The sequence below is a fragment of the Enterobacter sp. BIDMC93 genome, from assembly GCF_001037805.1.
In the GTDB taxonomy this organism is placed as follows: domain Bacteria; phylum Pseudomonadota; class Gammaproteobacteria; order Enterobacterales; family Enterobacteriaceae; genus Enterobacter; species Enterobacter hormaechei_C.
In genome coordinates, this window is sequence record NZ_KQ089962.1 from 4159909 (window position 1) to 4185493 (window position 25585).

The window sequence follows — 25585 nt, forward strand, 5'->3', positions numbered from 1 at the left end:
GCCGGGTAAGGCGTAGCCGCCACCCGGCGCTGTGACATCATCAGGCTCTCAGTTTCACCGCTTCGCTGGAAAAATCGTCCGCAGGCTCCAGCTTCAGATCCAGCGTTGCCAGCAGGTCGCGAGCTTTGCCGTGAAATTCTTTTAGCGTATGCTCCAGGCGATCGATCACTTCCTGATCTTTGATGCTCGTCGCCTGCCAGTGCCCGTCTTTATTAAACAGGCCAAACTGATAGCTATAGGTAAAACGGTTTTCCTGTGCTTCCATTTCCATCCACCAGCCCCAGAACTCACGTTTTTCGGGTGCAGGCTTCACGTTGACGCAAACAGCCAGGCAGTCGAAAAAAAAGCGATTCTCTTCACACTGCTCTTCTCGAATATACGGGCCAAGAGCCATGAACTTCTTAATCAGTCTACTTTTCGGGTGTCCACTCGGTAACGTCATTGCGATCTCCTTTTGTGAAGCACTGTTTTACCAAACCAACGAAATTTAGCAAACTATTAACACAATCTCTGCGTGATCCAGCGTGTGATCTCTTTCAGCGCTTTGTCAAAATTCTGGTACACCGGGCTGAAGGGTACCTCCAGCAATTTACCATCAGAAGATGACGACGTGATTAAGCGTGACTCCTCTTCCGGGCTAAACGGATCGTTCTCCCAGAAACCGGACATCATCGGGGTTGGGCAGCGGCGGCCGAGTAAGCCCTGCGTTTTTAATGAATAACGATTAAGTTCAATGCGCAACGCTTCGTCTGAAGCATCATGCATGCCAAGTCGGCTCGCCAGCACGTCCAGATACATCTCAGGAACGCTACCCTGACGCGCAGGATCGCTTAACAGAGCATGCACCACCGGGCCAAGACAGGCGACGGCCTTCAGGCGTGAAGATTCAAGGTAGGCAAGCCGTACCGCGACGTTAGCGCCAAAGCGGAAGCCAAACGCGCCTACCCGGGTGTGGTCAACCCAGGGGATATTCTCCAGCGCTTTTAAAGCATGCTGGTGCAGCAGGCTGGAGTCTTGCGTAAGTTTCCATTTGGATGAAAAACCAATGGAAGGCATATCAAGCGTCAGCATGGCGATTCCGTTTGGGGCAAAGTAGCGCTCATACAGGCTGTAATAGTCAATTTGTAACGAGTCCAGTCCACCGCACATCAGAACCGCCGGGAACGGCCCTTCCCCCTCCGGCATATGCAGGAATCCGGTCACCGGGCTGCCACCGGGAATGGCGAACTCAATTTCACGCATCCGGCCAGGCAACCGCTGGGCGGCCTCTTCATAAGCCCGGTTTGCCAGCGCCTGGGCCTGCTCTGCCAGTTCGTCGCCTTTCAGATGCGGGTATGCAGCGATGCTGTAAAGGTTTGCCGCATGCAGCCAGTGCTTGCCGCTGAGAGTGGCATCTTCTTCCTGGCTCGCTTTTTGCTGCCAGGGCATGGCCTGCTTTGACCATTCGTAGATCCAGTTTCCACCACGGTAGCCCACCACCGTATCGTAGAGATCGCTGTCGGTACGCTCGGACTCGCTCATCACGATACGCGCCTGCACGTCGAGGATTTCACGCGGATCGATGCCGCGCCAGATCCACATCAGGCGGTTAATCATTCGATACCAGTGCGGCACGTTCTTACCGTCTAACGCTGACTGAACGGCAGGCATTGTCCCCGGATTAAACCGACGCACCAGCGTCGACGTTTCAGGGTGCTTGAAACGGGGTTTGAAGAGAGTTTCGGTCAGATTCGCCTGCGTCATTGCGTTGCCTCCATGGATACGTCATATGAAGACCATTGTAACGCGTGGCAGGCTAAAAAGAACAACGCCCGGCATAACCGGGCGTGTAAAGTTACGTACTGAAATTAACGGCCAGAGATAGGCGGTACGAAGACCACGCCCATATCCCATGGCTGTTCAATCCAGGTATCCTGCGGGATATCAATAACGTAATCATCAACCAGTGGGCGACCCGCTGGTTTCGCAAAGATAGTGACGAAGTGCGCTTTTGGATACATTTCGCGGATAGCCACCGCGGTACCGCCGGTATCCACCAGATCGTCGATAACGATAAAGCCTTCACCGTCGCCTTCCGCGCGTTTCAGCACTTTCAGTTCGCGCTGGTTGTCGTGATCGTAGCTGGAGATACATACGGTATCGACATGACGAATACCCAGCTCACGTGCCAGCAGCGCCCCCGGTACCAGACCGCCACGGCTGACGGCAATAATGCCTTTCCACTGTTCGGAAGGCATCAGACGCGCAGCCAGTTTGCGTGCGTGAATCTGCAACATGTCCCAGGTGACGACGTATTTTTCGCTCATGTGAAGTGTCCCAGCCTGTTTATATACGGCTTAAAAAAATGAGGGTGAACCAGGTTGCGCGAGATTATAGAGATCTGACGCACTAAAAACCAGTGTTACGCGCCATGAGCCTGAGTTTTTACATGCTTAATGCTACCAGCCACGGGAGAAAGTGGTATTCTCAGTTGCATCTCGCAAGCCTGACTTGTGGTAACAATCAACCTGCTAACCCTGTGACCTGCAACATTGTTTTGCAGCGCATCGACAAGGAGACCTATCGTGTCTGAACTGTCTCAATTATCTCCACAGCCATTGTGGGATATTTTTGCCAAAATCTGCTCCATTCCGCACCCTTCCTATCACGAAGAACAGCTTGCCGAACATATTATGGGCTGGGCAAAGGAAAAAGGTCTGCACGCTGAGCGCGACCAGGTTGGCAATATTCTTATCCGCAAACCTGCCACCGCAGGTATGGAAAACCGTAAGCCAGTGGTATTGCAGGCGCACCTGGATATGGTTCCGCAGAAAAACAACGACACCGTTCACGACTTCACAAAAGACCCGATCCAGCCGTACATCGACGGTGAGTGGGTGAAGGCGCGCGGCACGACTCTGGGCGCAGATAACGGCATTGGTATGGCTTCCGCGCTGGCCGTGCTGGCTGACGACAGCGTTGAACACGGTCCGCTGGAAGTGCTGCTGACCATGACTGAAGAAGCGGGCATGGATGGCGCGTTCGGTCTCCAGGCAAACTGGCTGCAAGCGGACATTCTGATCAACACCGACTCCGAAGAAGAGGGTGAGATCTACATGGGCTGCGCGGGCGGGATCGATTTTATCTCTACCCTGCCGCTGTCCCGCGAAGCGATCCCTGCCGGATTCGAGACCTTTAAGCTGACGCTGAAAGGGCTGAAAGGCGGTCACTCCGGCGGTGATATTCACCTGGGCCTGGGCAACGCCAACAAACTGCTGGCGCGTTTCCTGGCGGGCCATGCCGCTGAACTGGATCTGCGTCTGGTGGACTTCAACGGCGGTACTCTGCGTAACGCGATCCCTCGCGAAGCCTTCGCTACCGTGGCGGTGCCTGCGTCGAAAGCGGACGAGCTGAAAAACCTCTCCAGCGTGTATCTGGAGATCCTGAAAAACGAACTGTCTGCAAAAGAGAAAAACCTGACGGTGGTGCTGGAGTCCGTTACGACGGATAAAGCCGCGCTGACCGCACAGTCTCGTGACACGTTCGTCCAGCTGCTGAACGCAACGCCAAACGGCGTTATTCGCAACTCTGACGTGGCGAAAGGCGTGGTGGAAACCTCCCTGAACGTGGGCGTGGTGACCATGGGTGACGACAGCGCAGAGATCATCTGCCTGATCCGTTCCCTGATCGACAGCGGTAAAGAGTACGTTGTGAGCATGCTGGAATCTCTGGGTACCCTGGCGGGCGCGAAAACGTCTGCAAAAGGCAGCTACCCGGGCTGGCAGCCGGATGCAAGTTCTCCGGTCATGGCACTGGTGCGTGAAACTTATCAGCGACTGTTCAACAGCACCCCGAACATTCAGGTTATTCATGCGGGTCTGGAGTGTGGTCTGTTCAAGAAACCGTATCCGGATATGGACATGGTCTCCATCGGGCCAACCATCACCGGGCCACACTCCCCGGATGAGCAGGTTCACATTGAAAGCGTCGGTCACTACTGGACGCTGCTGACTGAGCTGCTGAAAGCAATTCCTGTTAAGTAATTAGCCGTTTGATGCCCGGTGGCGCTACGCTTGCCGGGCCTACGATTAGCGTAATCTACAGTCCCAACACCAGTTGACGCTCCAGCTGCGGATCCAGCAAGGTGACGTGCAGCCCCACCAGCCTCACCCCTCGTCCGCCCCGCCGTTCTTCCCACGCCTTTTTCGCCGTCGCGATAAGATCCTCTTTGTTGAGGCGTGGCCAGACGTGCTCCTGCGTCGTCTGCTGAAAATCGTTAAATTTCAGTTTGATGCCCTGTCGGGCAATAAGCAGATCCGGTTTGACCTTCAGTAAGCGTCGTTCAAGCTCAGGATAAAGCTGTTCCGTAATAATGGTTTCACACTCGGTCCAGTCATGGATATCTTCGCTCAGCGTGCGTTCAACGCCGACCGATTTACGCAGCCGTTCGTTGTTCACATCCCGGTCATCAATGCCCTGACTGCGTTCCCACAGTACGCGGCCAAACTTGCCAAAACGCTTAAGCAGCAGCGCCAGATCGCTGCGCTGAACGTCTTCGCAGGTGCGTAGCCCCATATTTTCCAGCTTCGCGGCGGAGACTTTGCCCACGCCGGGGATTTTGCTGAGCGGCAGCGTCTTTAAAAACGCCGGAACCTCTTCCGGAGTGATGACGTACTGGCCGTTGGGCTTATTTAAATCGGAGGCGATTTTGGCGAGAAATTTGACCGGCGCGACGCCTGCCGATGCCGTCAGGTTCAGCTCGTTAAAAATAGTCTGGCGGATCTCCTGCGCCATGAGGGTGGCGGAGCCGTGGCAGTGCACGCTGTGGGTGACATCCAGATAGGCTTCATCCAGCGATAACGGTTCAATCAGTGAGGTGTAGCGGGAGAAGATCTCCCGAATGTGGCTCGATGCTTCTTTATAGGCATCAAAACGTCCGGGCAAAAGAGTGAGATGCGGGCACAGTTTCAGCGCCATCGCTGTCGGCATGGCGCTGCGTACACCGTATTTGCGAGCAGGATAGTTGGCGGTGCTGATGACACCGCGCTGAACCCGGCTGCCGCCAATGGCGATCGGAATATCCCGCAGCGCCGGGTTGTCACGCATCTCCACTGCGGCAAAAAAGCAGTCCATATCGACATGGATTATTTTGCGCATAGTAAGCCCTCACTTATTACTGGATAAGTATACAGTAAACAAATGAGGGTTGAGAAGTGCGCGCAGGAATTGTCGGGTGGCGGCGTTGCCTTACCCGACCTGGAAGACTAAATAATGCGTTGCTGCTCGCGAGCCATCCGCTTTTTCCGCGCATCGCACGGTTCCGGACAATCGCACACTTTTTCCATTCCGATGGAAGAGATGCCTCCGCAACTGCCTTGAATGCTTTTACGCTTGATGATCCAGCCTAAGGACATGCCGAAGATCACCAGCACAAACACCGCAAAGGTCGCCAGAAAAGTCAGCATAATCAGCCTCCGAAATCATCAAGCATGATGTTCTCATCTTCCACGCCAAGATCTTTTAGCATCTTAATCACGGCGGCGTTCATCATTGGTGGACCACACATATAGAACTCGCAGTCTTCCGGTGCCGGGTGCTGTTTGAGGTAATTTTCATACAGCACGTTGTGGATGAAGCCCGTATAGCCTGTCCAGTTATCTTCCGGCTGCGGATCGGATAGCGCCACATGGAAGGTAAAGTTAGGGTTATCACGCGCCAGTTGTTCAAACTCATCGTCATAGAACATTTCGCGCAGTGAACGCGCCCCGTACCAGAAGCTGATCTTACGCTTGCTGCCAAGTCGTTTGAGCTGGTCAAAAATATGCGAACGCATCGGCGCCATACCCGCACCGCCGCCGATAAAGACCATCTCCGCGTCAGTATCTTTGGCAAAGAATTCGCCGAACGGGCCGGAAATCGTCACTTTGTCGCCAGGCTTGAGGGACCAGATATACGACGACATGACGCCAGGAGGGGCATCAGGCACATTCGGTGGCGGCGTGGCGATACGCACGTTGAGCATAATAATGCCCTTCTCTTCCGGATAGTTAGCCATGGAATAGGCGCGAAGCGCGGGCTCTTTTACCTCGGAAACAAAGCGGAAGAGGTTAAATTTATCCCAGTCTGCCCGGTACTCCTCAGGCACATCGAAGTCAGCATACGCGACGGTGTGTGCCGGACAATCAATCTGGATATACCCACCCGCACGGAACGGGACGCTCTCCCCTTCAGGGACACGCAGCTTGAGCTCTTTGATGAACGTGGCTTTGTTATCGTTAGAGATAACTTCGCATTCCCATTTTTTCACGCCGAAGATCTCCTCCGGCAGCTCAATCTTCATGTTCTGGCGCACAGCGACCTGGCACGCCAGACGGCATCCCTCTTTCGCTTCACGCTTCGTGATATGCGACAGTTCCGTTGGCAGAATATCACCGCCGCCCTCTTTGACCGTCACACGGCACTGGCCACAGGAGCCACCGCCGCCACAGGCAGACGAGACAAAAATCCCGTTGCCGGAGAGCGTGTTAAGCAGCTTATCCCCTGCCGGGGTACGGATCTGATTCTGCGGATCGTCATTGATATCAATGATCACATCCCCGGAATTGACCAGCTTCGCACGCGCCGCCAGGATCAGCCCTGACAGCACCAGTACTATCAGCGTGAACATCACCACGCCAAGAATAATTTCCATCTGTTAGCCCTTATAGCTGCACACCGGAGAAGGACATAAAGCCCAACGCCATCAGGCCGGTGGTGATAAAGGTGATCCCTAAGCCACGAAGCCCCGCAGGTACGTTGGCATATTTCATTTTTTCACGGATCCCCGCCATGGTGACAATCGCCAGCATCCAGCCGATACCGGAACCGAAGCCATACACAACCGATTCACTGAAGTTGTAATCGCGCTGAACCATAAACGAGACGCCACCGAAGATGGCGCAGTTCACGGCGATCAGCGGCAGGAAGATCCCCAGCGCGTTGTACAGCGACGGGAAGTATTTATCGAGGATCATCTCAAGGATCTGAACAAGCGCTGCAATCACTCCGATAAAGGTGATGAAGTTCAGGAAGCTAAGATCAACCCCCTCCACCAGCGCGCCATCGCGCAGCACGAAGTTGAATACCAGGTTGTTAATCGGAACGGAAAGCCCCAGCACAACGGTAACTGCCACGCCCAGACCAAATGCCGTCGATACCTTTTTAGAAACGGCAAGGAACGTACACATGCCCAGGAAGAAAGCGAGCGCCATGTTTTCAACAAACACCGCGCGCACAAATAAACTCAGGTAATGAGCCATTGTCGGTTACTCCTTTTCCTGCTGTTCAGGCTTCAACGTACGAATCAGCCAGATCAGCAAACCGATAATGAAAAATGCGCTTGGGGCCAGCAGGAACAGGCCGTTCGGCAGATACCAGCCGCCGTTCTGTACCGTATCCAGCACCGGAATGCCAAACAGCTTGCCGCTGCCAATAAGTTCGCGCAGGAAACCAACCGTCAACAGGATCACGCCGTAACCCAGACCGTTGCCGATACCGTCCATAAAGCTCGCCAGCGGTGGCATTTTCATCGCATAGGCTTCAGCACGCCCCATCACGATGCAGTTGGTGATTATCAGGCCGACAAACACCGAAAGCTGCTTCGAGGTTTCATAGGCGAAGGCGCGCAGGAGCTGATCGACCACGATCACCAGCGAGGCGATAATCGCCATCTGCACGATGATCCTCACGCTGTTGGGTATGTGGTGGCGGATCATTGAGATAAACATGCTGGAAAACGCTGTCACCAGCGTTACCGCCAGCGTCATGACCACCGCCGTTTCCAGCTTGGTGGTCACCGCCAGCGCCGAGCACACCCCCAGCACCTGTAGCGTTATCGGGTTATTGGCTAACAGCGGGCCAATCAGCACCTTTTTAACTTCTTTCAGTTCACCCGTATCAGCCATTATTCAGCGCTCCTTCACGTACATTCTTCAGGAAGGGACCAAAGCCCAGTTCACCCATCCAGAAATCAAAGCTGTGCTGCACACCGTTAGAGGTGAGCGTGGCGCCGGAAAGGCCATCAACGGCAAATTCATCGCCGGGACGCGCGCCCCCTTTCACCACCTTCAGCGCAGGCTGGCCGTTGTCGTCGAGCACTTTTTTACCAACAAACTGTGCCCGCCAGTTAGGGTTCTCAACTTCGCCTCCCAGCCCTGGTGTTTCGCCCTGATCGTAATAAGTAATGCCTTTGACCGTACGACCATCGGTATCCAACGCCACAAAGGCGTACATCATTGACCATAAACCGTTGCCATAGATGGGCAACACGATTTCCTGGATGCGCTTTTGCTCGTCACGGACGAGGTAAATCTCCGCGACATTGCTGCGGCGCTTAATGCCTGCCGGATCCTGCGAGGCGTCAAGCGTGGTGCTCATCTGCGGATCTTTTAGCGCCAGCGCCTGGTTGTATTTCGCCGGGTCTTTATCCATTAACTCCCCGGTTTTTATATCCACCAGCCGTGCGGTAATACGTTCGGCAAACACCGCTGCGACGTCATCCTTCGTCATGCCTTCCTGCATCAGCCCGGCCACGGCCAGGATGTTACGCTGTTTATCCAGCGCTCGTTGCTCCTGCTGTAGCGGTTTTAACCCTACGGCAGAACCGGCCACGACAATGGAACAGACCAGACACAGTACCAGCACCACCAGCAGCGTTTTGCTGATGCTGTCGTTATTTTTGATCTCAGCCACGCGCCTTCCTCCGCTTAATGTTGGCGCGCACGACCAGGTAGTCGAACAGCGGCGCAAACAGATTGGCAAACAGAATGGCCAACATCATCCCTTCCGGATAAGCCGGGTTGACCACGCGAATCAGTACACACATCACCCCAATGAGCGCGCCGTAACACCATTTACCTCTGTCGGTAAACGAAGCCGAGACCGGATCGGTGGCCATGAACATCATGCCAAACGCAAAGCCTCCCAGCACGAGGTGCCAGTACCACGGCATGGAGAACATCGGGTTTGTGTCTGAACCAATGAAGTTGAAAAGCGTGGCGGTGAGTACCATCCCGAGCATGACGCCTGCGACAATGCGCCAGGACGCCACGCGGCCAAAGAGGATGATGGCCCCGCCGATCAAAATCATCAGGGTAGACACTTCACCGATGGAGCCTGGAATATTGCCGATAAACGCATCAAACCAGGTGACAGGCTGTCCGGTTGCATTATTGACCAGCGTTTCGCCGCCGCCAGCCGCCCACTGTGAAAGTGGCGTCGCGCCGGAGAATCCGTCTGCTGCCGTCCACACCAGGTCGCCCGAGATTTGCGCCGGATAAGCAAAGAACAGGAACGCGCGCCCTGCCAGCGCCGGATTGAGGAAGTTGCGTCCGGTCCCGCCGAAGATCTCCTTGGCAATCACCACGCCAAAGCTGATCCCCATCGCCGCCTGCCAGAGCGGCAGCGTTGACGGAACAATCAGCGCAAACAGAATAGAGGTAACAAAGAAGCCCTCGTTGATCTCATGTTTGCGAATAATAGCGAACAGCACCTCCCAGAAACCGCCGACGATAAAGACAGTCATATAGATGGGGAGGAAGAAGACAGCGCCCAGCGTCATCATGCTGATCCAGCCGGCATCTGCCGCAAAGCTCACCCCCAGCGACTGCGCCAGACGATAGTGCCAGTCAGACTGAATCACCTGCGCCAGCTGCTCTGCATTGTACATATGGTGCAGCGCCGGAATAGTTTGCAACCCAACGTTATACATCCCCCAGAACATGGCCGGGAAGACCGCAAACCAGACCAGAATCATCATTCGCTTGAGGTCGATGGCGTCGCGAACGTGCGCCGCCCCTTTCGTCACCAGACCCGGCGTGTAGAAAATGGTCGTTGTCGCTTCATACAGCGGGTAGTACTTTTTGAGCTTCCCTTCGGTAAAGTGCGGCTCAATTTTTTCAAAGAGGTGTTTTAAGCCCATGGTTATCCTTCCTGCTCAATGCGGGTTAACACCTCGCGCAATACGGGTCCATATTCGTATTTACCTGGACACACATAGGTACACAGCGCCAGATCTTCTTCGTCCAGCTCCAGACAGCCCAGCGCCTGGGCACCGTCGGTATCGCCGGCCAGGAGATCGCGCAGCAGCACGGTGGGCAGAATATCCAGCGGCATCACGCGTTCGTAGTTGCCAATCGGAACCATGGCGCGCTCACCGCCGTTGGTACTGGTGGAGAAGTTAAACAGCTTACGACGCAGGAAGTGGCCGAGCGTGGTGCGTGTTACCGAGTATTTTTCTGCGCCAGGCAGCACCCAGCCGAACAGCTCTTTCTCGCGTCCTTCAAGCACCACGCTCACCTGAAGATGGAAACGACCCAGCCAGGCCATCGGGCCTGTTGCGTGCCTGCCGCTCAGCACCGAACCGGAAATAATACGGTTTTCACCCTCTTTCGTTTCGCCAGCCAACAGCGCCGTCAGGTCTGCCCCAAGCAGCGTGCGAACCAGACGCGGTTGGGTTGCCTGAGGGCCGCCGATGGCAATAATGCGTTCTGCGCACAGCTCACCCGTGGTGAACAGCTTACCGATAGCGATCACGTCCTGATAATTAAGATGCCAGACCTGTTTCGTCAGGCTTACCGGCTCCAGGAAATGAATATGCGTTCCCACCAGCCCGGCCGGATGCGGGCCGGCAAATTCATTAAAGGCCACCTGCCCTTGCGGATGCCCGCCCAGCTTACCGCCGCTGGCCTGGCAGACATGCACTTTGCCCGGCGTCAGTCGCGTTAACACGGTGAGGCCGGCATCGAAAGCGTTTCGTTCCGCCAGGATAAGAGGCTGCGGATCTGCGCTGAGCGGGTTGGTGTCGATGGCCGTGACGAAGATAGCGGCCGGCACAGTGCCAGGCACGGGCGTTTTGCTATAGGGGCGCGTGCGAAGCGCCGTCCACAGTCCCGACTCCAGCAGTTGCGTCTGCACCGCGTCGTGGCTGAGGGTGGCAAGATCGGCGGCGTCAAAACGCGCAAATTCGCGTTTCTCATCGCCTTCAATTTGAATAACAACCGATTGCAGGACGCGACGCTCACCACGATGGATGGCGACAACGGTGCCGCTGGCTGGGGCTGTAAACATAACGCCAGGATTTTTTTTATCCTCGAAGAGCGCCTGGCCTTTTATTACGCGATCGCCTTCCTGTACCAGCATCGCGGGACGCATGCCCACGTAATCATCACCTACAATAGCGACATGATGAATACTGGCGCCGGTGGTAACGTGCTGTTCAGGCACGCCAGAGATTGGCAGATCGAGTCCTTTTCTGATTCTAAACATGTGGTTAGCAGGTATCCATGAACAACAATCCAGAGAGGCCGGAGTGTATCATTTTCGGCCCTGCCAGGGGCAGCAAATCCGCCGACTGGCGCGCCGAAATGCGAGCTATTGCGCAAAGTTCCTGGAGTCAGGACAATGTGAATGGGTTATAAAGTAAAACTAATTTGTAAACGCAAAGGTTGGCTCTTGCGAAAATCTCCATCGGTGCTAATGTGAGCGCTCCTGTCCAGATTAGTCTGATTTCGGGTGTCTTTTGCCGTTCTGGCAAGTTGGTCATTGTTTTATCAAGGAACCAGTAGTATGCGTAAAATCGCATTGTTCATTGCGATGCTTCTGATACCGTGCATGTCGTTTGCCGGGCTGCTTGGCAGTAATAGTTCAACGACGCCGGTCAGCAAAGAGTATAAACAGCAGTTGATGGGATCCCCGGTTTATATTCAAATCTTCAAGGAAGAGCGCACACTCGATCTGTTTGTCAAAATGGGCGAGACGTATCAGCTGCTCGATAGCTACAAAATCTGTAACTATTCTGGCGGGCTGGGGCCGAAACAGCGCCAGGGTGACTTCAAAAGTCCGGAAGGGTTTTACAACGTTCAGCGTAACCAGCTAAAACCGGACAGCCGCTTCTATAAAGCGATTAACATCGGTTTCCCCAATGCCTTCGACCGTGCGCACGGTTACGAAGGGAAATACCTGATGATTCACGGTGCCTGCGTGTCAGTCGGTTGTTATGCGATGACGGATTCCGGCATTGATGAAATCTTCCAGTTTGTCACGGGCGCACTGGTCTTCGGCCAGCCGAATGTTCAGGTCAGCATCTATCCGTTCCGTATGACGGATGCGAACATGGCGCGCCATAAGTACTCTGTTTACACAGATTTCTGGAAACAGCTAAAACCGGGCTATGACTACTTCGAGCAGACCCATAAGCCGCCGGTGGTGTCCATCGTCAATGGCCGTTACGTGGTGAGTAAACCGCTCAGCCATGAAGTGGTTCAGCCGCAGCTGGCGTCAAATTACGCGGTCCCCGAGACAAAATAGCGCCCACTCGCCTGGCATGATCTTTTGCCAGGTTTCGTTGCCGGTCAGCGGCTGCGTTGCAATGACAGTGACCACATCGTTCGGTGTGGTCTCCTTCTGAAAATCAATTTCCACATCCTGATCGAGCAGCGTGGCGACGCCAAACGGCGCACGTCGGGTGATCCAGAACAGATTCGTCGAGCAGAACGCCATCACGTAGCGCCCGTCAGACAGCAGCATATTAAAGACGCCCTTCTCGCGTAACTCAGACGCCAGTGACGCTATGTACTTAAAAACGGCGGTCATGTTACCGGGCGTACGGGGGTAGCGCTCAGTCAGCTTGTGCAGCAGCCAGCAAAATGCTTTTTCGCTGTCCGTTTCACCGACAGGACGAAAATTGCCGGTTTCCAGTGATTTATAGCCCGAGAGCTGCCCGTTGTGCGCATAGGTCCAGTTACGGCCCCACAGTTCACGGGTAAACGGATGGGTATTTTCCAGCGCCACTTCGCCGCGATTGGCCTGGCGGATATGGGCGATCACCGAACAGGATTTAATAGGATAGTCCTGCACCAGTCTGGCAATGGGTGAGTTAAAGCTGGGTTGTGGATCTTTAAACGTGCGACATCCTTTGCCTTCGTAGAAGGTAATACCCCAGCCGTCTTTATGCGGCCCGGTTCCTCCACCGCGCTGAACCAGTCCGGTAAAACTAAAGCAGATATCGGTTGGCACATTGGCGCTCATCCCGAGCAGTTCGCACATAGATCACCTCCACAACAGCGGGGGGCACCGGCGCCCCCCAGCGAAGTCTTACTTAACCATCTCTTTTTCGATCAGTTGGATCAGGATGTGGATCACTTTGATGTGAATTTCCTGAACGCGATCCGCATAACCGAAGTGTGGTACACGGATTTCAATGTCCGCTGTACCGTCCATCTTACCGCCATCTTTCCCGGTCAGGGTGATCACTTTCATGCCCTTCTCACGCGCGGCGGCGATCGCTTTGATCACGTTAGCAGAGTTACCGGACGTGGAGATCCCCAGCAGCACGTCGCCTTCACGGCCTACGGCTTCAACGTAGCGGGAAAAGATATGGTCGTAACCGAAGTCGTTGCCTACACAGGAGATGTGGCTCACGTCGGAAATCGCAATCGCCGGGTAGCCCGGACGGTTTTCACGATAGCGTCCGGTCAGCTCTTCGGCGAAGTGCATGGCGTCACAGTGGGAACCGCCGTTACCGCAGGAGAGCACTTTACCGCCGGCTTTGAAGCTGTCGGCAAGCAGGACCGCCGCGCGCTGAATAGCGTGAATATTGGCATCATCTTTCAGAAAATTCGCCAGCGTTTCCGCCGCTTCGTTCAGTTCGTTACGAATAAGATCCTGGTACATGAGGATAATCCTTCAGTATTGATGAAATAACACAGTGGAGTGTACCGGATAGCAGTAAAAGCGAGAAGCTAAAGCCATGCGAATCGTCCGGCGTTTTGATTTTTTGTGCCGGCTAAAACGCGAACAATGTGAACCAGGTTGTAATTATTTTGTAAACACATTGCTAAAGGAAATGACATCAACTACAACCATATCATCACAAGTGGTCAGACCTCCTACAAGCAAGGGAGCTTTTCTTTATGATGATTTTGAGCATTTTCGCAACCGTTGTGCTGCTCAGTGTGTTGTTCTATCACCGTGTCAGTTTATTCCTGAGTAGCCTGATTCTTCTGGCCTGGACGGCTGCACTTGGCGTCGCTGGTCTGTGGAATATCTGGGTCCTTGTTCCCCTGGCCATCATTTTGCTGCCGTTCAACCTGACGCCGATGCGTAAGTCGATGATCTCTGCGCCGGTGTTCAGGGGATTCCGTAAAGTGATGCCGCCGATGTCGCGTACAGAGAAAGAAGCGATTGACGCCGGTACAACCTGGTGGGAAGGCGATCTGTTCCAGGGCAACCCTGACTGGAAAAAGCTTCACAACTATCCGCAGCCGCGTCTGACCGCCGAAGAACAAGCCTTTATTGATGGTCCGGTAGAAGAAGCGTGCCGCATGGCAAACGACTTTGCCATCACTCACGAAATGGCCGACCTGCCGCCTGAGCTGTGGGCATACCTGAAAGAGCATCGCTTCTTCGCGATGATCATTAAGAAAGAGTATGGCGGTCTGGAATTCTCCGCTTACGCTCAGGCTCGCGTGCTGCAAAAACTGGCGGGTGTCTCCGGGATCCTGGCGATCACCGTTGGCGTGCCAAACTCCTTAGGCCCGGGCGAGCTGTTACAGCATTACGGTACGGAAGAGCAGAAAGATCACTACCTGCCGCGTCTGGCGCGTGGTCAGGAAATTCCGTGCTTCGCGCTGACCAGCCCGGAGGCGGGCTCCGATGCCGGCGCAATCCCTGATACCGGCGTGGTTTGCATGGGCGAATGGCAGGGCCAGCAGGTGCTGGGTATGCGCCTGACCTGGAACAAACGTTATATCACCCTCGCACCTATCGCCACGGTGCTGGGCCTGGCGTTCAAACTCTCTGACCCGGAAAAACTGCTGGGCGGTGAAGAAGAGCTGGGTATTACCTGTGCGCTGATCCCAACCTCGACTCCGGGCGTTGAAATTGGTCGCCGTCACTTCCCGCTGAACGTGCCGTTCCAGAACGGTCCTACCCGCGGTCAGGATATCTTTGTCCCGATTGACTACATCATCGGTGGCCCGAAAATGGCCGGGCAGGGCTGGCGTATGCTGGTGGAATGTCTGTCTGTGGGCCGCGGCATTACCCTGCCGTCGAACTCAACAGGCGGTCTGAAATCGGTGGCGATGGGGATTGGGGCTTACGCGCATATCCGCCGTCAGTTCAAAATCTCCATCGGCAAGATGGAAGGTATCGAAGAGCCGCTGGCGCGTATTGCGGGCAATGCCTACGTGATGGACGCCGCAGCCTCGCTGATTACCTACGGCATTATGCTGGGCGAAAAACCCGCCGTGCTGTCAGCGATTGTGAAGTATCACTGTACCCACCGCGCACAGCAGTCAATTATTGATGCAATGGATATCGCAGGCGGTAAAGGTATCATGCTCGGCGAAGGCAACTTCCTGGCGCGCGGCTATCAGGGTGCGCCGATTGCCATCACCGTGGAAGGGGCAAACATCCTGACCCGCAGCATGATGATCTTCGGCCAGGGTGCGATTCGTTGCCATCCGTACGTGCTGGAAGAGATGGCTGCCGCGCAGAATAATGATGTGGATGCCTTCGACAAGCTGCTGTTCAAACATATCGGTCACGTCGGCAGCAACAAGGTGCGCAGCTTCTGGCTGGGCCTGACGCGCGGGCTGACCAGCGCGACGCCAACCGGCGATGCGACCAAACGTTACTACCAGCATCTGAACCGTCTGAGCGCCAACCTGGCCCTGCTGTCTGACGTCTCAATGGCCGTCCTGGGCGGTAGCCTGAAGCGTCGCGAACGCATCTCCGCCCGTCTGGGTGATGTGCTGAGCCAGATCTTCCTGGCCTCTGCGGTGCTGAAACGCTACGACGATGAAGGCCGTCAGGAAGCGGATCTGCCGCTGGTGCACTGGGGCGTTCAGGATGCGATGTATCAGGCCGAACAGGCGATTGACGATCTGCTGGCGAACTTCCCGAACCGCTTCGTAGCGGGTGCCCTGCGCGCGGTGATCTTCCCGACCGGTCGTCATCACCTGGCGCCGTCCGACAAGCTGGATCACAAAGTGGCAAAAATCCTCCAGGTACCAAGCGCAACCCGCTCTCGTATTGGTCGGGGTCAATATCTGGCACCTACCCCCCATAACCCGGTAGGTTTGCTGGAAGAGGCGCTGCTTGACGTGATGGCCGCCGACCCGATTCACCAGAAGATCTGCAAACAGCTGGGCAAAAACCTGCCGTTTACACGACTGGATGAGCTGGCAAAACAGGCGCTGGCGGGTGGCATCATCGACAACAGCGAAGCTGCGATTCTGGTGAAAGCCGAAGAGAGCCGTCTGCGCAGTATTAATGTGGATGATTTCGAACCTGAAGAGCTGGCGACACAGCCGGTAAAGCTGCCAGAGAAGCACCGCAAACCTGAAGCGGCATAAGGCCTTTTGCTCCCACAAACCCCGCCCCGCGCGGGGTTTTTTATTGCCACATTTTCTGGTAATGACGTGCTACAGTGTCAAAAAGTGTTTATTAAGGAGCCTGTATCGTGCCTGGTTTAAAGATTTCTGTTTTGCAGCAACCTTTAGTGTGGATGGACGGCCCCGCCAACCTTCGCCATTTTGATCGCCAGCTGGAAGAGATTACCGGACGCGATGTGATTGTCCTGCCGGAGATGTTTACCACAGGTTTCGCGATGGAGGCAGCAAAACAGTCCATGCCGCAGGACGAGGTGGTGGCCTGGATGCACGCCAGGGCGCAGGAAACAAATGCGCTGATTGCCGGTAGCGTCGCACTCCAGACCGGGCGCGGACCGGTCAACCGCTTCCTGCTGGTTGAGCCGGAAGGAAAAGTCCATTTCTACGATAAGCGCCACCTGTTCCGCATGGCGGACGAACATCAACATTATGAAGCCGGAAGCGAACGCGTGGTATTTGAATGGCGCGGCTGGCGTATTCTGCCGCTGGTCTGCTATGACCTGCGCTTCCCGGTGTGGTCGCGCAACCGCAACGATTATGACCTGGCGTTGTACGTCGCCAACTGGCCCGCCCCACGCTCCCTGCACTGGCAGGCTTTACTGACCGCGCGCGCGATTGAAAATCAGGCTTATGTCGTTGGCTGTAACCGCGTGGGAACGGACGGCAACGGGCATCACTATCGCGGTGACAGCCGGGTGATAAGTCCGCAGGGTGAGATTATTGCCACCGCCGAGCCGCATCAGGCAACACGAATTGACGCTGAGATCTCGTTAACGGCGTTAAAGGAGTATCGGGAGAAGTTTCCGGCCTGGCAGGATGCAGATCCGTTTAGCATTGGTTGAAAAAAAGCCGGGTGACGGCTGCGCCTTACCCGGCCTACAAAAAGCACAGCGTAGGCCCGGTAAGCGCAGCGCCACCGGGCGTTAATTAACTCACCAGCGCCTGCCCGTCTTTGCGGCTTTCCGTCGCGGCCACGTAGTGCCCTTCCGGCATACGGTAAATCACCTGCGCACCGCCGAAGTTATAATCCTGAAGCGGATCTTCCACCACGATCTGATGCCCGCGCTCGCGCAGCGCCGCGATAGTATTGCGATCGAACGTTGATTCGACGATCACCTCCCTGCCCTGCACCACGCGCCAGCGCGGTGCATCGATTGCCGCCTGCGGGTTTTGCCCGTGCAGCATAATGCGCAGCGCCATCTGCATGTGCCCCTGCGCCTGCATCGGGCCGCCCATCACGCCGAAGGACATCAGCGGCTTGCCGTTGCCGTCCATCGCAAATCCCGGAATGATGGTGTGGAACGGGCGCTTGCTGCCCGCCAGCGCGTTCGGGTGCGCAGGATCCAGCACAAAGCCGCAGCCCCGGTTTTGCAGGCTGATCCCGGTATCCGGCACCACGATCCCTGAACCGAATCCCATATAGTTGGACTGAATAAACGAGACCATCATCCCACTCGCATCCGCGGTGCTGACGTAAACCGTCCCGCTCTGCGTCGGCGATCCATACACAAAATCAGAAGCTTTATCGTGGTTGATAAGCGCCGCGCGCGACTTCAGGTAATGGTCGCTCAGCAGTTCTTTCGCCGCGAAGGCCATGTGTTCTTCGTCCGCCACGTAGCGATCGAGATCTGCCAGCGCCAGCTTCATCGCCTCAATGGACAGGTGCAGAGACTGCACGGAGTCCGGGTGGTGCTTCTCAATGCCGCACTGCTCAAGAATGCCGAGCGCAATCAGCGTGGCGATCCCCTGACCGTTTGGCGGCAATTCCTGAACCGAGCCGCCCGCGAAGTCGCGCGACAGCAGGTCAACCCAGTCCACGCGGTGGTTTGCCAGATCCTCTGCCGTCAGATGCGCACCGTGTTCTTTGGCAAAGGCGGCAATTTTCTGCGCCAGCTCGCCGCGGTAAAACGCGTCGCCGTTGGTTTTCGCAATCAGCTCCAGCGAGTTCGCCTGCGCCGGGTTACGGAAGATTTCCCCCACGCGCGGGGCGCGGCCTTCCGGCGCGAAGCAGGCGCTGAAGCCCGGCTGATCTTTCAGCTTGCTATAGCCTCGCTGCCAGAGATGACCAATCAGCGGCGAGACGGGAAAGCCGTTGCGCGCGTAGTCAATGGCAGGCTGCGCCAGCGTGGTCAGCGGCAGCGTGCCGAAGCGCTCCGCCAGCGCGACCCAGCCGGATACCGCTCCCGGCACGGTCACCGCGTCCCAGCCAATTTCCGGCACTGCGCTTTTTCCGGCAAACAGATCCGCATGCCAGCTGGCCGGCGAGCGGCCTGATGCGTTGAGGCCGTGAAGCTTTTCACCGTCCCAGACGATGGCAAAGGCGTCGCTGCCGATCCCGTTGCCGGTCGGCTCAACCACCGTCAGCGCCATCGCGGTGGCAATGGCTGCATCGACGGCATTGCCGCCCAGTTGCAGCATCTTCATCCCCGCCTGCGCCGCCAGCGGCTGCGACGTGGCAACCGCGTTATGGCCCAGCATCGGCGGGCGGCGTGAATCGTAACCGGACGTAAAATCAAGCGCTTTGGTCATCATGACTCCTTAGTCGTGGCGCGGATCGAGCGCATCGCGCAGCCCGTCGCCGAGTAGATTAAAGCCCTGCACGGCAAGGAAAATCGCCACGCCGGGGAAAACGGACATCCACGGAGCCTGCTCCAGAAACCCTTTCGCGGTGTTGAGCATGGAGCCCCAGGACGGATTTGGCGGCTGCTGTCCCAGCCCCAAAAACGACAGGCTGGCTTCGGCGATAATCGCCGAGGCGATCGCCAGCGTGGCCTGCACGAGGATCGGCGACATCACGTTTGGCAGGACGTATTTAATGATGATCCAGCGATCCGGCAGGCCAATCGCCCGCGCGCCGTCGATATACTCTTCGTTGCGAATGGCGATCACCTGGCCGCGCGTCAGCCGGGCGAAAATCGGCATTGCCGAGAGACCAATGGCGATCATCGCATTCGTCAGGCTTGGGCCCAAAAATGCCCCCAGCGCGATCGCCATGATCAGGAACGGACAGGCCAGCAAGGCCTCAATAAAGCGCGAGATCACGCCGTCCCACATCTTCTGGAAGTAGCCCGCCACCAGCCCCAGCGGCACGCCGATGACCACGGCAATAATGACCGACATACAGCCCGCCATCAGCGAGGTGCGCGCCCCCCAAATAATGCGGGATAAGATGTCACGCCCCAGCTCGTCGGTGCCGAACCAGTACATCGCCGACGGCGCTTTGCGCACCGCCAGGAAGTTGGCTTTGACCGGGTCGAAGGGGGCGATCCACGGCGCCAGCAGCGCCACCAGGACAAAAAAGCCCACCACAAGCGCGCCAATCACCGCGCTTTTATTGCCGAGAAATTTCTTCAGCACCCGGTTCTGCGCGCGCGGCAGCGTGGGGGCAACGGTTTGCGTCGTCAGTTCCGCCATGGTTAACCTCGCATTTTCGGGTTGATAAGGACGTAGAGCACGTCGGCCAGCAGATTGAGCATCAGGAAGCCGATCGCCACGATCAGCACCACGCCCTGCACCACCGCATAGTCACGATTGAACACCGAGTCGACGATCATTTTGCCAAAGCCCGGAATGGTGAAGACCTGCTCGGTCAGCACCGCGCCGCCCAGTAGCTCGCCGAACAGAAGCGTGGTGAGGGTGATTACAGGCACCAGCGCGTTGCGAAAGGCGTGCTTCAGGATCACTGCTTTCGGCAGCAGCCCCTTAGCGCGCGCGGTGCGGATGTAATCCGCCTTCAGTACCGCAATCATCGACGCACGGGTATGGCGCATCAGCGTCGCCGCCAGTCCGGTTCCGAGCACGGACGCGGGTAGCAGCAGCGTGCGCAGGTTCTGGATCGGATCTTCACTGAATGGCACATAACCGGACGCAGGTAACCATTGCAAGTTCACCGAAAAGACCAGAATCAGCAGGATCCCCAGCCAGAAGTGCGGAATTGATATCCCCGAGATCGCCACAAAGTTCGCCCCGTGATCGACCCAGCTGTTTTTATTCACCGCCGCAAGGATCCCCATGCTGATGCCAAACACCAGCGCGATGATCATCGCCAGCAGAGAGAGCTCCAGCGTGACCGGCAGCTTGCTGGCAATCAGCTGCGTGACCGGTTCATGCGTGCGCAAGGAGACGCCCAGATCGCCCTGCAGCGCGCGCGTCAGCCAATGGAAATACTGCACGGGGATCGGCGCATCCAGATTAAGCTCAGCACGCAGTTGGGCAATGACCGCCGGATCGCGCTCCTCCCCGGCCATGGCGATCAGCGGGTCGCCGGGCAGCAGCTTTTGCAGCCCGAACACCATCATGCTCACCAGCAATAGCGTCGGGACGGCCAGCAGCAGACGTTTGCAAATCAGTTCCAGCATGGGTTCTCCTCAGGACGTTTATTTTGCCAGCGTCAAACCGGCCAGACGCACGATGCCGTCCGGGTACGGCTTAAAGCCCTGCACGTTCTTGTTCAGTCCAAAAATGCGCGGCTCGAAGTAGAGGTAGGCAATCGGCATGTCGGTCTGGAGCTGCTTCACCACCTTGTTGTACAGCGGCTGGCGTGCGGCCTGATCGGTGCTCTGACGCGCCTGAGTCAGCCATTCATTGATCTGCGCGTTGCTGTATCGGCCGTCGTTCAGGGTGCCTTTACTGTTGATAAAGCCGTAAATGCTGCCGTCCGGATCCGGGCGCCCCGACCAGCCGGAGAAGCTCAACTGGTAGTCACCGCTCTGCTGGCGATCCAGCAGCGTGGCGAACTCGGTCATTTGCAGGTTCAGGTTAAAGCCCGCCTCTGCCACCATCGCCTGCAATACCTGTCCCACCTGCTGCGAGGTTGGGTTGTTCGGCACCAGCAGATTGACGCTCAGCGGCGTGGTCACACCGGCGGCTTTCAGCAGCGCTTTGGCTTTATCGACGTCGCGCGGCGGGACCGGCAGGTTAACGTGGTACGGGCTGACCGGTGAAAACGCCTGATTTGCCGGGGTGTAGAGCCCTTCAAAGACCACCTGGTTTAACGCATCGCGATCGATTGCCTGAGAAAACGCCTCGCGCACGCGGGCATCTTTGAACGGATCGTTGGCCGGCACCTTGCCGTTGTTAATATTGAAGGTGATCCCCTGATACCCCAGACCGGTGACCTTCGCCAGCGCCAGCTTGCTGTCGGCTTCGACGGTTTTGACGTCGCTGGCGGCAATGCCCTCGGTCAGGTCAAGATCGCCCGCGCGCAGGTTCGCGAGACGCACGGAGGCATCCGGGATCGGCAGATAGATGATTTTGTCGAAGTGATAGGCGTCTTTGTTCCAGTAGTTGTCGAAGCGGGTCAGAACGATGCGGTCCTGCGACACGCGGCTGTCGAATTTGTATGGACCGGAGCAGACGGGATGGGCGGCAAAGTCAGGCTTTTTCGCCGCATCGGGTGCCATCATCGCGCCCGCGCGGTCGGTGAGCTGCATTAGCAGCGCGGCATCCGGTGTTTTCAGGTGCAGCGCAATCTGCATCGGGCCGGTGACCTCGACCGATTCAACGGATGAGATCTCGCTTTTACGCAGGGAGCCTTTGAGGGTCAGGGCGCGGTCGAGGTTGTATTTTGCCGCAGCGGCATCAAATTTTTCACCGTCGTGGAAGGTCACACCTTCGCGTAGATCCATAGTCAGCGTTTTGCCATCTTCGCTCCAGGCCCAGGATTTTGCCAGACCCGGCACCACTTTCAGGTGCTCGTCGACGTCCACCAGCCTGTCGCACAGGGAGGCAAACACGAAACGGCCATAGTAGGTGCGCGCCAGATGCGGGTCGAGCATATCCGGGTCGGCCCCCAGGCCGATCCGCAGCACGCTTTCAGAATGGGCGGGCAGCGCCGCGCCAAGCAACATAACACTTCCCAGTACGGTCAAAAGAGAATTACGCATTGTCATTATCATGAGTTCCTTGAAGGAAGGGAGGAGTGAGTGGCCGCGTGTTCAAACAGCGCGCGGCGGCGCAGAAAAGCGGCGGATGGCGGTGCGATCTGGATAACGCTGCGATCGCGATTGATCTCCTGCCAGCGATGGCAGGCAACCTGACGTCCGCCGTCGAGCACCTGATTAATCGGCTCGATCTGGCGGCATTCATCTGTAACGTAGGGGCAACGGGTGTGGAAACGGCAGCCGGACGGCGGGTTAGCCGGGTTCGGTAAATCACCCTGCAACAGCGGCGTATCCCGCGCTACGCCTGGCTGCATTTGCGGCGCTGAGGCAATCAACGCCTGGGTATAAGGATGCAACGGTGCGTCGAAGATGTCGTCGACGGTGGCCAGCTCGACGATTTGCCCAAGATACATTACCGCCACGCGGTCGCTCATATGACGGATAACCGCCAGCCCGTGGGCGACGATCATCATCGTTAGCCCCAACTGGTGCTTCAGGCTTTCCAGTAAATTAACCACCTGTGCCTGAACGGAAACGTCCAGCGCAGAAACCGGCTCATCACCCAGCAGCAGCTTTGGGCCTGACGCCAGCGCGCGCGCAATGCCGATACGCTGACGCTGCCCGCCGGAAAATTCGTGTGGATAACGCCCGGCCCAGGCTGAGGGCAAGCCGACCGTCCTGAGTAGCTCGGAGACGCGGTACTGGCGATCCGTTTTTTTCATGTTCTGGTGCAGCCACAGCGGCTCACCGACAATTTGCTCCACCGTCATGCGCGGGTTCAGCGAAGCGAAGGGATCCTGAAAGATGATCTGTAGTTCACGCCGGAGCTGGTTCAGACGGGCGCCCGAGGCGTGGGTGATCTCCTCACCCTGATAAAATACCCGCCCTTCGCTGGCGCCCAACAGGCGCAGCAGCAGACGACCAAGGGTGGATTTCCCGGAACCCGACTCGCCGACAATTGCCAGCGTTTCGCCAGGCATCACCGACATCGAAACTCGGTCGACAGCGGTGACAAAGCGGGCCGGCGTAAACAGTTTTTTCGGGCCGGGGAAAAGCTTGCTCAGATCGCGGGCTTCAAGAATGGGCATGGTCATGCGGTCTCTCCCAGGGCAATGTGGTGTTCGAGCGGCACGCGGAAGCAGGCAACCTGATGGCCCGTACCGAGCGTAGTGAGCGGTGGTTTTTCAGCATGACAGCGCGTCTGCGCGAAGGGACATCGGGTGGCAAAGCGGCAGCCTTGAGGCATGGATTCCGGCAGCGGGACCGATCCGGGAATAGTTGATAGCTGGCCTTTACGCGCACCCATAGAAGGAAGGGAACCCATAAGGCCAATGGTATAGGGGTGCTGCGGATCGGCAAACAGGGTTTCAACACTCCCCTGCTCCACTACCTGTCCGGCATACATCACTGCCACCTGCTGCGCGACTTCAGCCACCACGCCTAAATCGTGGGTGATCATCAGCACCGCCGTGCCCGTTTCTTCTTTTAAGGTATTGAGCAGGGAGAGAATTTGCGCCTGAATGGTCACGTCCAGAGCGGTAGTGGGTTCGTCAGCAATAAGTAGTTTGGGATGGTTTATCAGCGCCATCGCAATCATCACGCGCTGGCGCATACCGCCGGAAAGCTGATGCGGGTAAGCCTTAAGGCGCATCTCTGCGGCCGGGATCTGCACCTTCTCCAGGATCTGTAGCGCAACCGTCATCGCCTCAGCCCGGGAGATCGTTTGATGGCGCATCACCGCTTCACTGAGCTGATCGCCAAGCGTGAAGGCCGGGTTGAGCGAGGTCATGGGCTCCTGGAATATCATCGCCAGCTCGCTGCCGCGCAGATCGGCATACTCCCGCGGCGAGAGCTTGCGCAGATCCTGGCGGCGGAAATTCATCTCCCCGCTGACGATCCGGGCGCTGGCAGGTAATAACCCCATCAGCGCCAGGGAAGTGATGCTTTTACCGCAGCCGGACTCGCCTACCAGCGCCAGCGTTTCTCCCGCTCTGACCGTCAGCGAGATATCATCGAGCACGCTCACCGGCGAGCCCGCGAATTTAACGTTGAGGTTTTGCAGCCGCAGTACGGGCGTGGAGTCCTTAAAGGGTATCGTCGTCATAGCGTGGAATCGTCCTCAAGGTGGATAGCCTGAATCAGGGCGGTTTGCAGGCTGAGCAGGTGTTCGCGCATGGCGGCAGCTGCTTCGTTAGGCTGGCGATGAATAATCGCTGACATGATTTTGTGATGGTGGTCGTTGTAGCTATCGACACGTTCAGGGGTGCGGGCAAGTTCGCGTAAATGCTGCCAGCCAGGCTCCCGGCGGACGGCATCTATCGCATCAAAAAGCCCAAGCATCAGGCGGTTACCTGCTGCCTCCGCAATGGCGCGGTGGAAGGCGCTATCCCACAGTTCGTTGAGATCGCGGTCATCCGGGCTGACCTTATTAATGCGTTCCAGCATACGCTGCATGAGCGCGAGGTTTTCCCTGGTGGCACGCAGTGCCGCAAGTCGGGCTAAGCCGGGTTCGAGCTGTAGTCGAGCTTCCATGACTTCCAGCAGGTTGGTTTGCTGAACCAATCCCTGAAGCGCCAACGGCTCAACCGGGGCAGATGGACCAATGAAGGTACCCTTGCCCTGCTTGCGCCAGATACGCCCTTCCTCTTCCAGCACGTCCAGCGCGCGACGCACTTCACGTCGGCCTACGCCGAGAGTGTCCGACAGCTCACGTTCAGTGGGCAGCGGAATGCCTGGTGTTGACTCGTGCTGGTTGATAAGCCCGCGCAGCTGCTCAAGCGCGGTACTGGAATTAGCTAAAAACCGTGAAGGCTTTTCCATATTGGTTCGCTCGCTTTCATCATTGCTTTATTTTTATTAATAATAAGTTATTGATATGACGCAGAACTTAACGTGCTAGTAATTAAGCAATTAACGAACCAATAGCGTATTGGTTCGTTAATTTTCTGAAAAATGATCGGTAACCGAATGATTTCCTACCAATTATTTTACATAATTATTACATAAGAAGATGGGCGCGAAGGTAAGGATGGGCAAAAAACGCACAAAAACAGTGCAAATAATGCACTAAAATCGTGCATTTGTTAATAAAATGCACCGTACTTATTAACTTTTTGTTAATGGAAATAAAAAGAGGAATAAACAATATTCGAGGGACTATAAAACGACGAAAGCCTGAATCATTTCTGACTCAGGCTTTCTGAATAGTGGCGGAACGGACGGGACTCGAACCCGCGACCCCCTGCGTGACAGGCAGGTATTCTAACCGACTGAACTACCGCTCCACTGTTCCCG

24 protein-coding genes and 1 tRNA gene are annotated in these 25585 nt (G+C 56.5%); 4 read left to right on the plus strand and 21 right to left on the minus strand.

The features are described 5' to 3' along the window. Window positions 1-40 precede the first annotated feature (40 nt). The 3 genes from crl to gpt all read right to left on the minus strand — a co-directional run bounded on the left by crl (window position 41) and on the right by gpt (window position 2306). Entirely contained in the window at window positions 41-442 is a 402-nt protein-coding gene (gene crl / locus SK58_RS19465) for a sigma factor-binding protein Crl (RefSeq protein WP_006809999.1), read from the minus strand. 56 nt (window positions 443-498) lie between these two features. Then, window positions 499-1743 (minus strand): esterase FrsA, encoded by a 1245-nt coding sequence (gene frsA, locus SK58_RS19470; RefSeq protein ID WP_048220352.1) that lies wholly within the window; start codon window positions 1741-1743, stop codon window positions 499-501. 104 nt (window positions 1744-1847) lie between these two features. Next, window positions 1848-2306: a xanthine phosphoribosyltransferase gene (gene gpt / locus SK58_RS19475; protein WP_003863205.1), complete on the minus strand. Its 459-nt coding sequence runs from the start codon at window positions 2304-2306 to the stop codon at window positions 1848-1850. A gap of 258 nt (window positions 2307-2564) precedes the next feature. Here gpt and pepD point away from each other — a divergent pair, with 258 nt between their 5' ends. Next, entirely contained in the window at window positions 2565-4022 is a 1458-nt protein-coding gene (pepD, locus tag SK58_RS19480) for a cytosol nonspecific dipeptidase (protein WP_023295966.1), read from the plus strand. 55 nt (window positions 4023-4077) lie between these two features. Here the strand turns inward: pepD and dinB are convergent, their stop codons facing one another. From dinB to SK58_RS19520, 8 genes are all read right to left on the minus strand, one after another. Continuing rightward, entirely contained in the window at window positions 4078-5136 is a 1059-nt protein-coding gene (gene dinB, locus SK58_RS19485; protein ID WP_032652654.1) for a DNA polymerase IV, read from the minus strand. A gap of 107 nt (window positions 5137-5243) precedes the next feature. Further along, window positions 5244-5444, minus strand: coding sequence for a (Na+)-NQR maturation NqrM (nqrM, locus tag SK58_RS19490; RefSeq protein ID WP_003863212.1), 201 nt, complete (start codon window positions 5442-5444; stop codon window positions 5244-5246). A 2-nt stretch (window positions 5445-5446) separates the two neighbouring features. Beyond that, window positions 5447-6670, minus strand: coding sequence for an NADH:ubiquinone reductase (Na(+)-transporting) subunit F (gene nqrF / locus SK58_RS19495; protein ID WP_015571374.1), 1224 nt, complete (start codon window positions 6668-6670; stop codon window positions 5447-5449). Between the two features lie 10 nt (window positions 6671-6680). Continuing rightward, complete coding sequence (gene nqrE / locus SK58_RS19500) at window positions 6681-7277, minus strand: NADH:ubiquinone reductase (Na(+)-transporting) subunit E (protein WP_003863217.1); 597 nt, start codon at window positions 7275-7277, stop codon at window positions 6681-6683. A gap of 6 nt (window positions 7278-7283) precedes the next feature. Continuing rightward, entirely contained in the window at window positions 7284-7922 is a 639-nt protein-coding gene (locus tag SK58_RS19505; RefSeq protein WP_003863219.1) for an NADH:ubiquinone reductase (Na(+)-transporting) subunit D, read from the minus strand. Further along, on the minus strand, window positions 7915-8709 hold the full coding sequence (locus SK58_RS19510) for a Na(+)-translocating NADH-quinone reductase subunit C (protein ID WP_047052441.1): 795 nt from the start codon (window positions 8707-8709) through the stop codon (window positions 7915-7917). The genes SK58_RS19505 and SK58_RS19510 overlap by 8 nt, the downstream gene beginning before the upstream one ends. Then, the gene (locus SK58_RS19515) at window positions 8702-9937 is read right to left on the minus strand and encodes an NADH:ubiquinone reductase (Na(+)-transporting) subunit B (RefSeq protein ID WP_048220353.1); all 1236 of its coding nucleotides are present in this window, start codon (window positions 9935-9937) and stop codon (window positions 8702-8704) included. The genes SK58_RS19510 and SK58_RS19515 overlap by 8 nt, the downstream gene beginning before the upstream one ends. 2 nt (window positions 9938-9939) lie before the next feature. Then, on the minus strand, window positions 9940-11283 hold the full coding sequence (locus SK58_RS19520) for a Na(+)-translocating NADH-quinone reductase subunit A (RefSeq protein WP_032647337.1): 1344 nt from the start codon (window positions 11281-11283) through the stop codon (window positions 9940-9942). Window positions 11284-11583: 300 nt separating this feature from the next. Here SK58_RS19520 and dpaA point away from each other — a divergent pair, with 300 nt between their 5' ends. After that, on the plus strand, window positions 11584-12324 hold the full coding sequence (dpaA, locus tag SK58_RS19525; RefSeq protein ID WP_006810008.1) for a peptidoglycan meso-diaminopimelic acid protein amidase: 741 nt from the start codon (window positions 11584-11586) through the stop codon (window positions 12322-12324). Here the strand turns inward: dpaA and SK58_RS19530 are convergent. Together SK58_RS19530 and lpcA are read right to left on the minus strand one after the other, a co-directional pair. Then, complete coding sequence (locus tag SK58_RS19530; RefSeq protein ID WP_017383120.1) at window positions 12295-13062, minus strand: class II glutamine amidotransferase; 768 nt, start codon at window positions 13060-13062, stop codon at window positions 12295-12297. The genes dpaA and SK58_RS19530 overlap by 30 nt on opposite strands. A 48-nt stretch (window positions 13063-13110) precedes the next feature. Beyond that, window positions 13111-13689: a D-sedoheptulose 7-phosphate isomerase gene (gene lpcA, locus SK58_RS19535; RefSeq protein WP_003863232.1), complete on the minus strand. Its 579-nt coding sequence runs from the start codon at window positions 13687-13689 to the stop codon at window positions 13111-13113. Window positions 13690-13928: 239 nt separating this feature from the next. Between lpcA and fadE the strand changes: the two genes are divergently transcribed. Continuing rightward, a complete protein-coding gene (gene fadE, locus SK58_RS19540; RefSeq protein WP_048220354.1) occupies window positions 13929-16373 on the plus strand; it encodes an acyl-CoA dehydrogenase FadE in 2445 nt (814 codons plus the stop codon). A gap of 107 nt (window positions 16374-16480) precedes the next feature. Beyond that, window positions 16481-17251 carry an amidohydrolase gene (locus SK58_RS19545; RefSeq protein ID WP_017383119.1) on the plus strand — a complete coding sequence of 257 codons (771 nt, stop codon included), beginning with the start codon at window positions 16481-16483 and terminating at the stop codon, window positions 17249-17251. A gap of 85 nt (window positions 17252-17336) precedes the next feature. On the opposite strand, the gene SK58_RS19550 is transcribed toward SK58_RS19545, so the two are convergent. The 8 genes from SK58_RS19550 to SK58_RS19585 form a co-directional block, all read right to left on the minus strand. Further along, window positions 17337-18938, minus strand: coding sequence for a gamma-glutamyltransferase family protein (locus SK58_RS19550; RefSeq protein WP_023295960.1), 1602 nt, complete (start codon window positions 18936-18938; stop codon window positions 17337-17339). 9 nt (window positions 18939-18947) lie between these two features. After that, a complete protein-coding gene (locus tag SK58_RS19555; protein ID WP_015571381.1) occupies window positions 18948-19823 on the minus strand; it encodes an ABC transporter permease in 876 nt (291 codons plus the stop codon). 2 nt (window positions 19824-19825) lie between these two features. Next, window positions 19826-20767, minus strand: a complete 942-nt coding sequence (locus SK58_RS19560) for an ABC transporter permease (protein ID WP_015571382.1) — start codon at window positions 20765-20767, stop codon at window positions 19826-19828. Window positions 20768-20785: 18 nt separating this feature from the next. After that, window positions 20786-22300, minus strand: coding sequence for an ABC transporter substrate-binding protein (locus tag SK58_RS19565; RefSeq protein WP_072134596.1), 1515 nt, complete (start codon window positions 22298-22300; stop codon window positions 20786-20788). Window positions 22301-22302: 2 nt separating this feature from the next. After that, the gene (locus SK58_RS19570; protein WP_048220355.1) at window positions 22303-23385 is read right to left on the minus strand and encodes an ABC transporter ATP-binding protein; all 1083 of its coding nucleotides are present in this window, start codon (window positions 23383-23385) and stop codon (window positions 22303-22305) included. Then, complete coding sequence (locus SK58_RS19575) at window positions 23382-24395, minus strand: ABC transporter ATP-binding protein (protein ID WP_048220356.1); 1014 nt, start codon at window positions 24393-24395, stop codon at window positions 23382-23384. The genes SK58_RS19570 and SK58_RS19575 overlap by 4 nt, the downstream gene beginning before the upstream one ends. Then, the gene (locus SK58_RS19580; protein WP_015571386.1) at window positions 24392-25111 is read right to left on the minus strand and encodes a FadR/GntR family transcriptional regulator; all 720 of its coding nucleotides are present in this window, start codon (window positions 25109-25111) and stop codon (window positions 24392-24394) included. Before SK58_RS19580 ends, SK58_RS19575 begins: the two co-directional genes overlap by 4 nt. A gap of 387 nt (window positions 25112-25498) precedes the next feature. Further along, window positions 25499-25575, minus strand: a tRNA-Asp gene (locus tag SK58_RS19585). Between the last annotated feature and the right edge of the window lie 10 nt (window positions 25576-25585).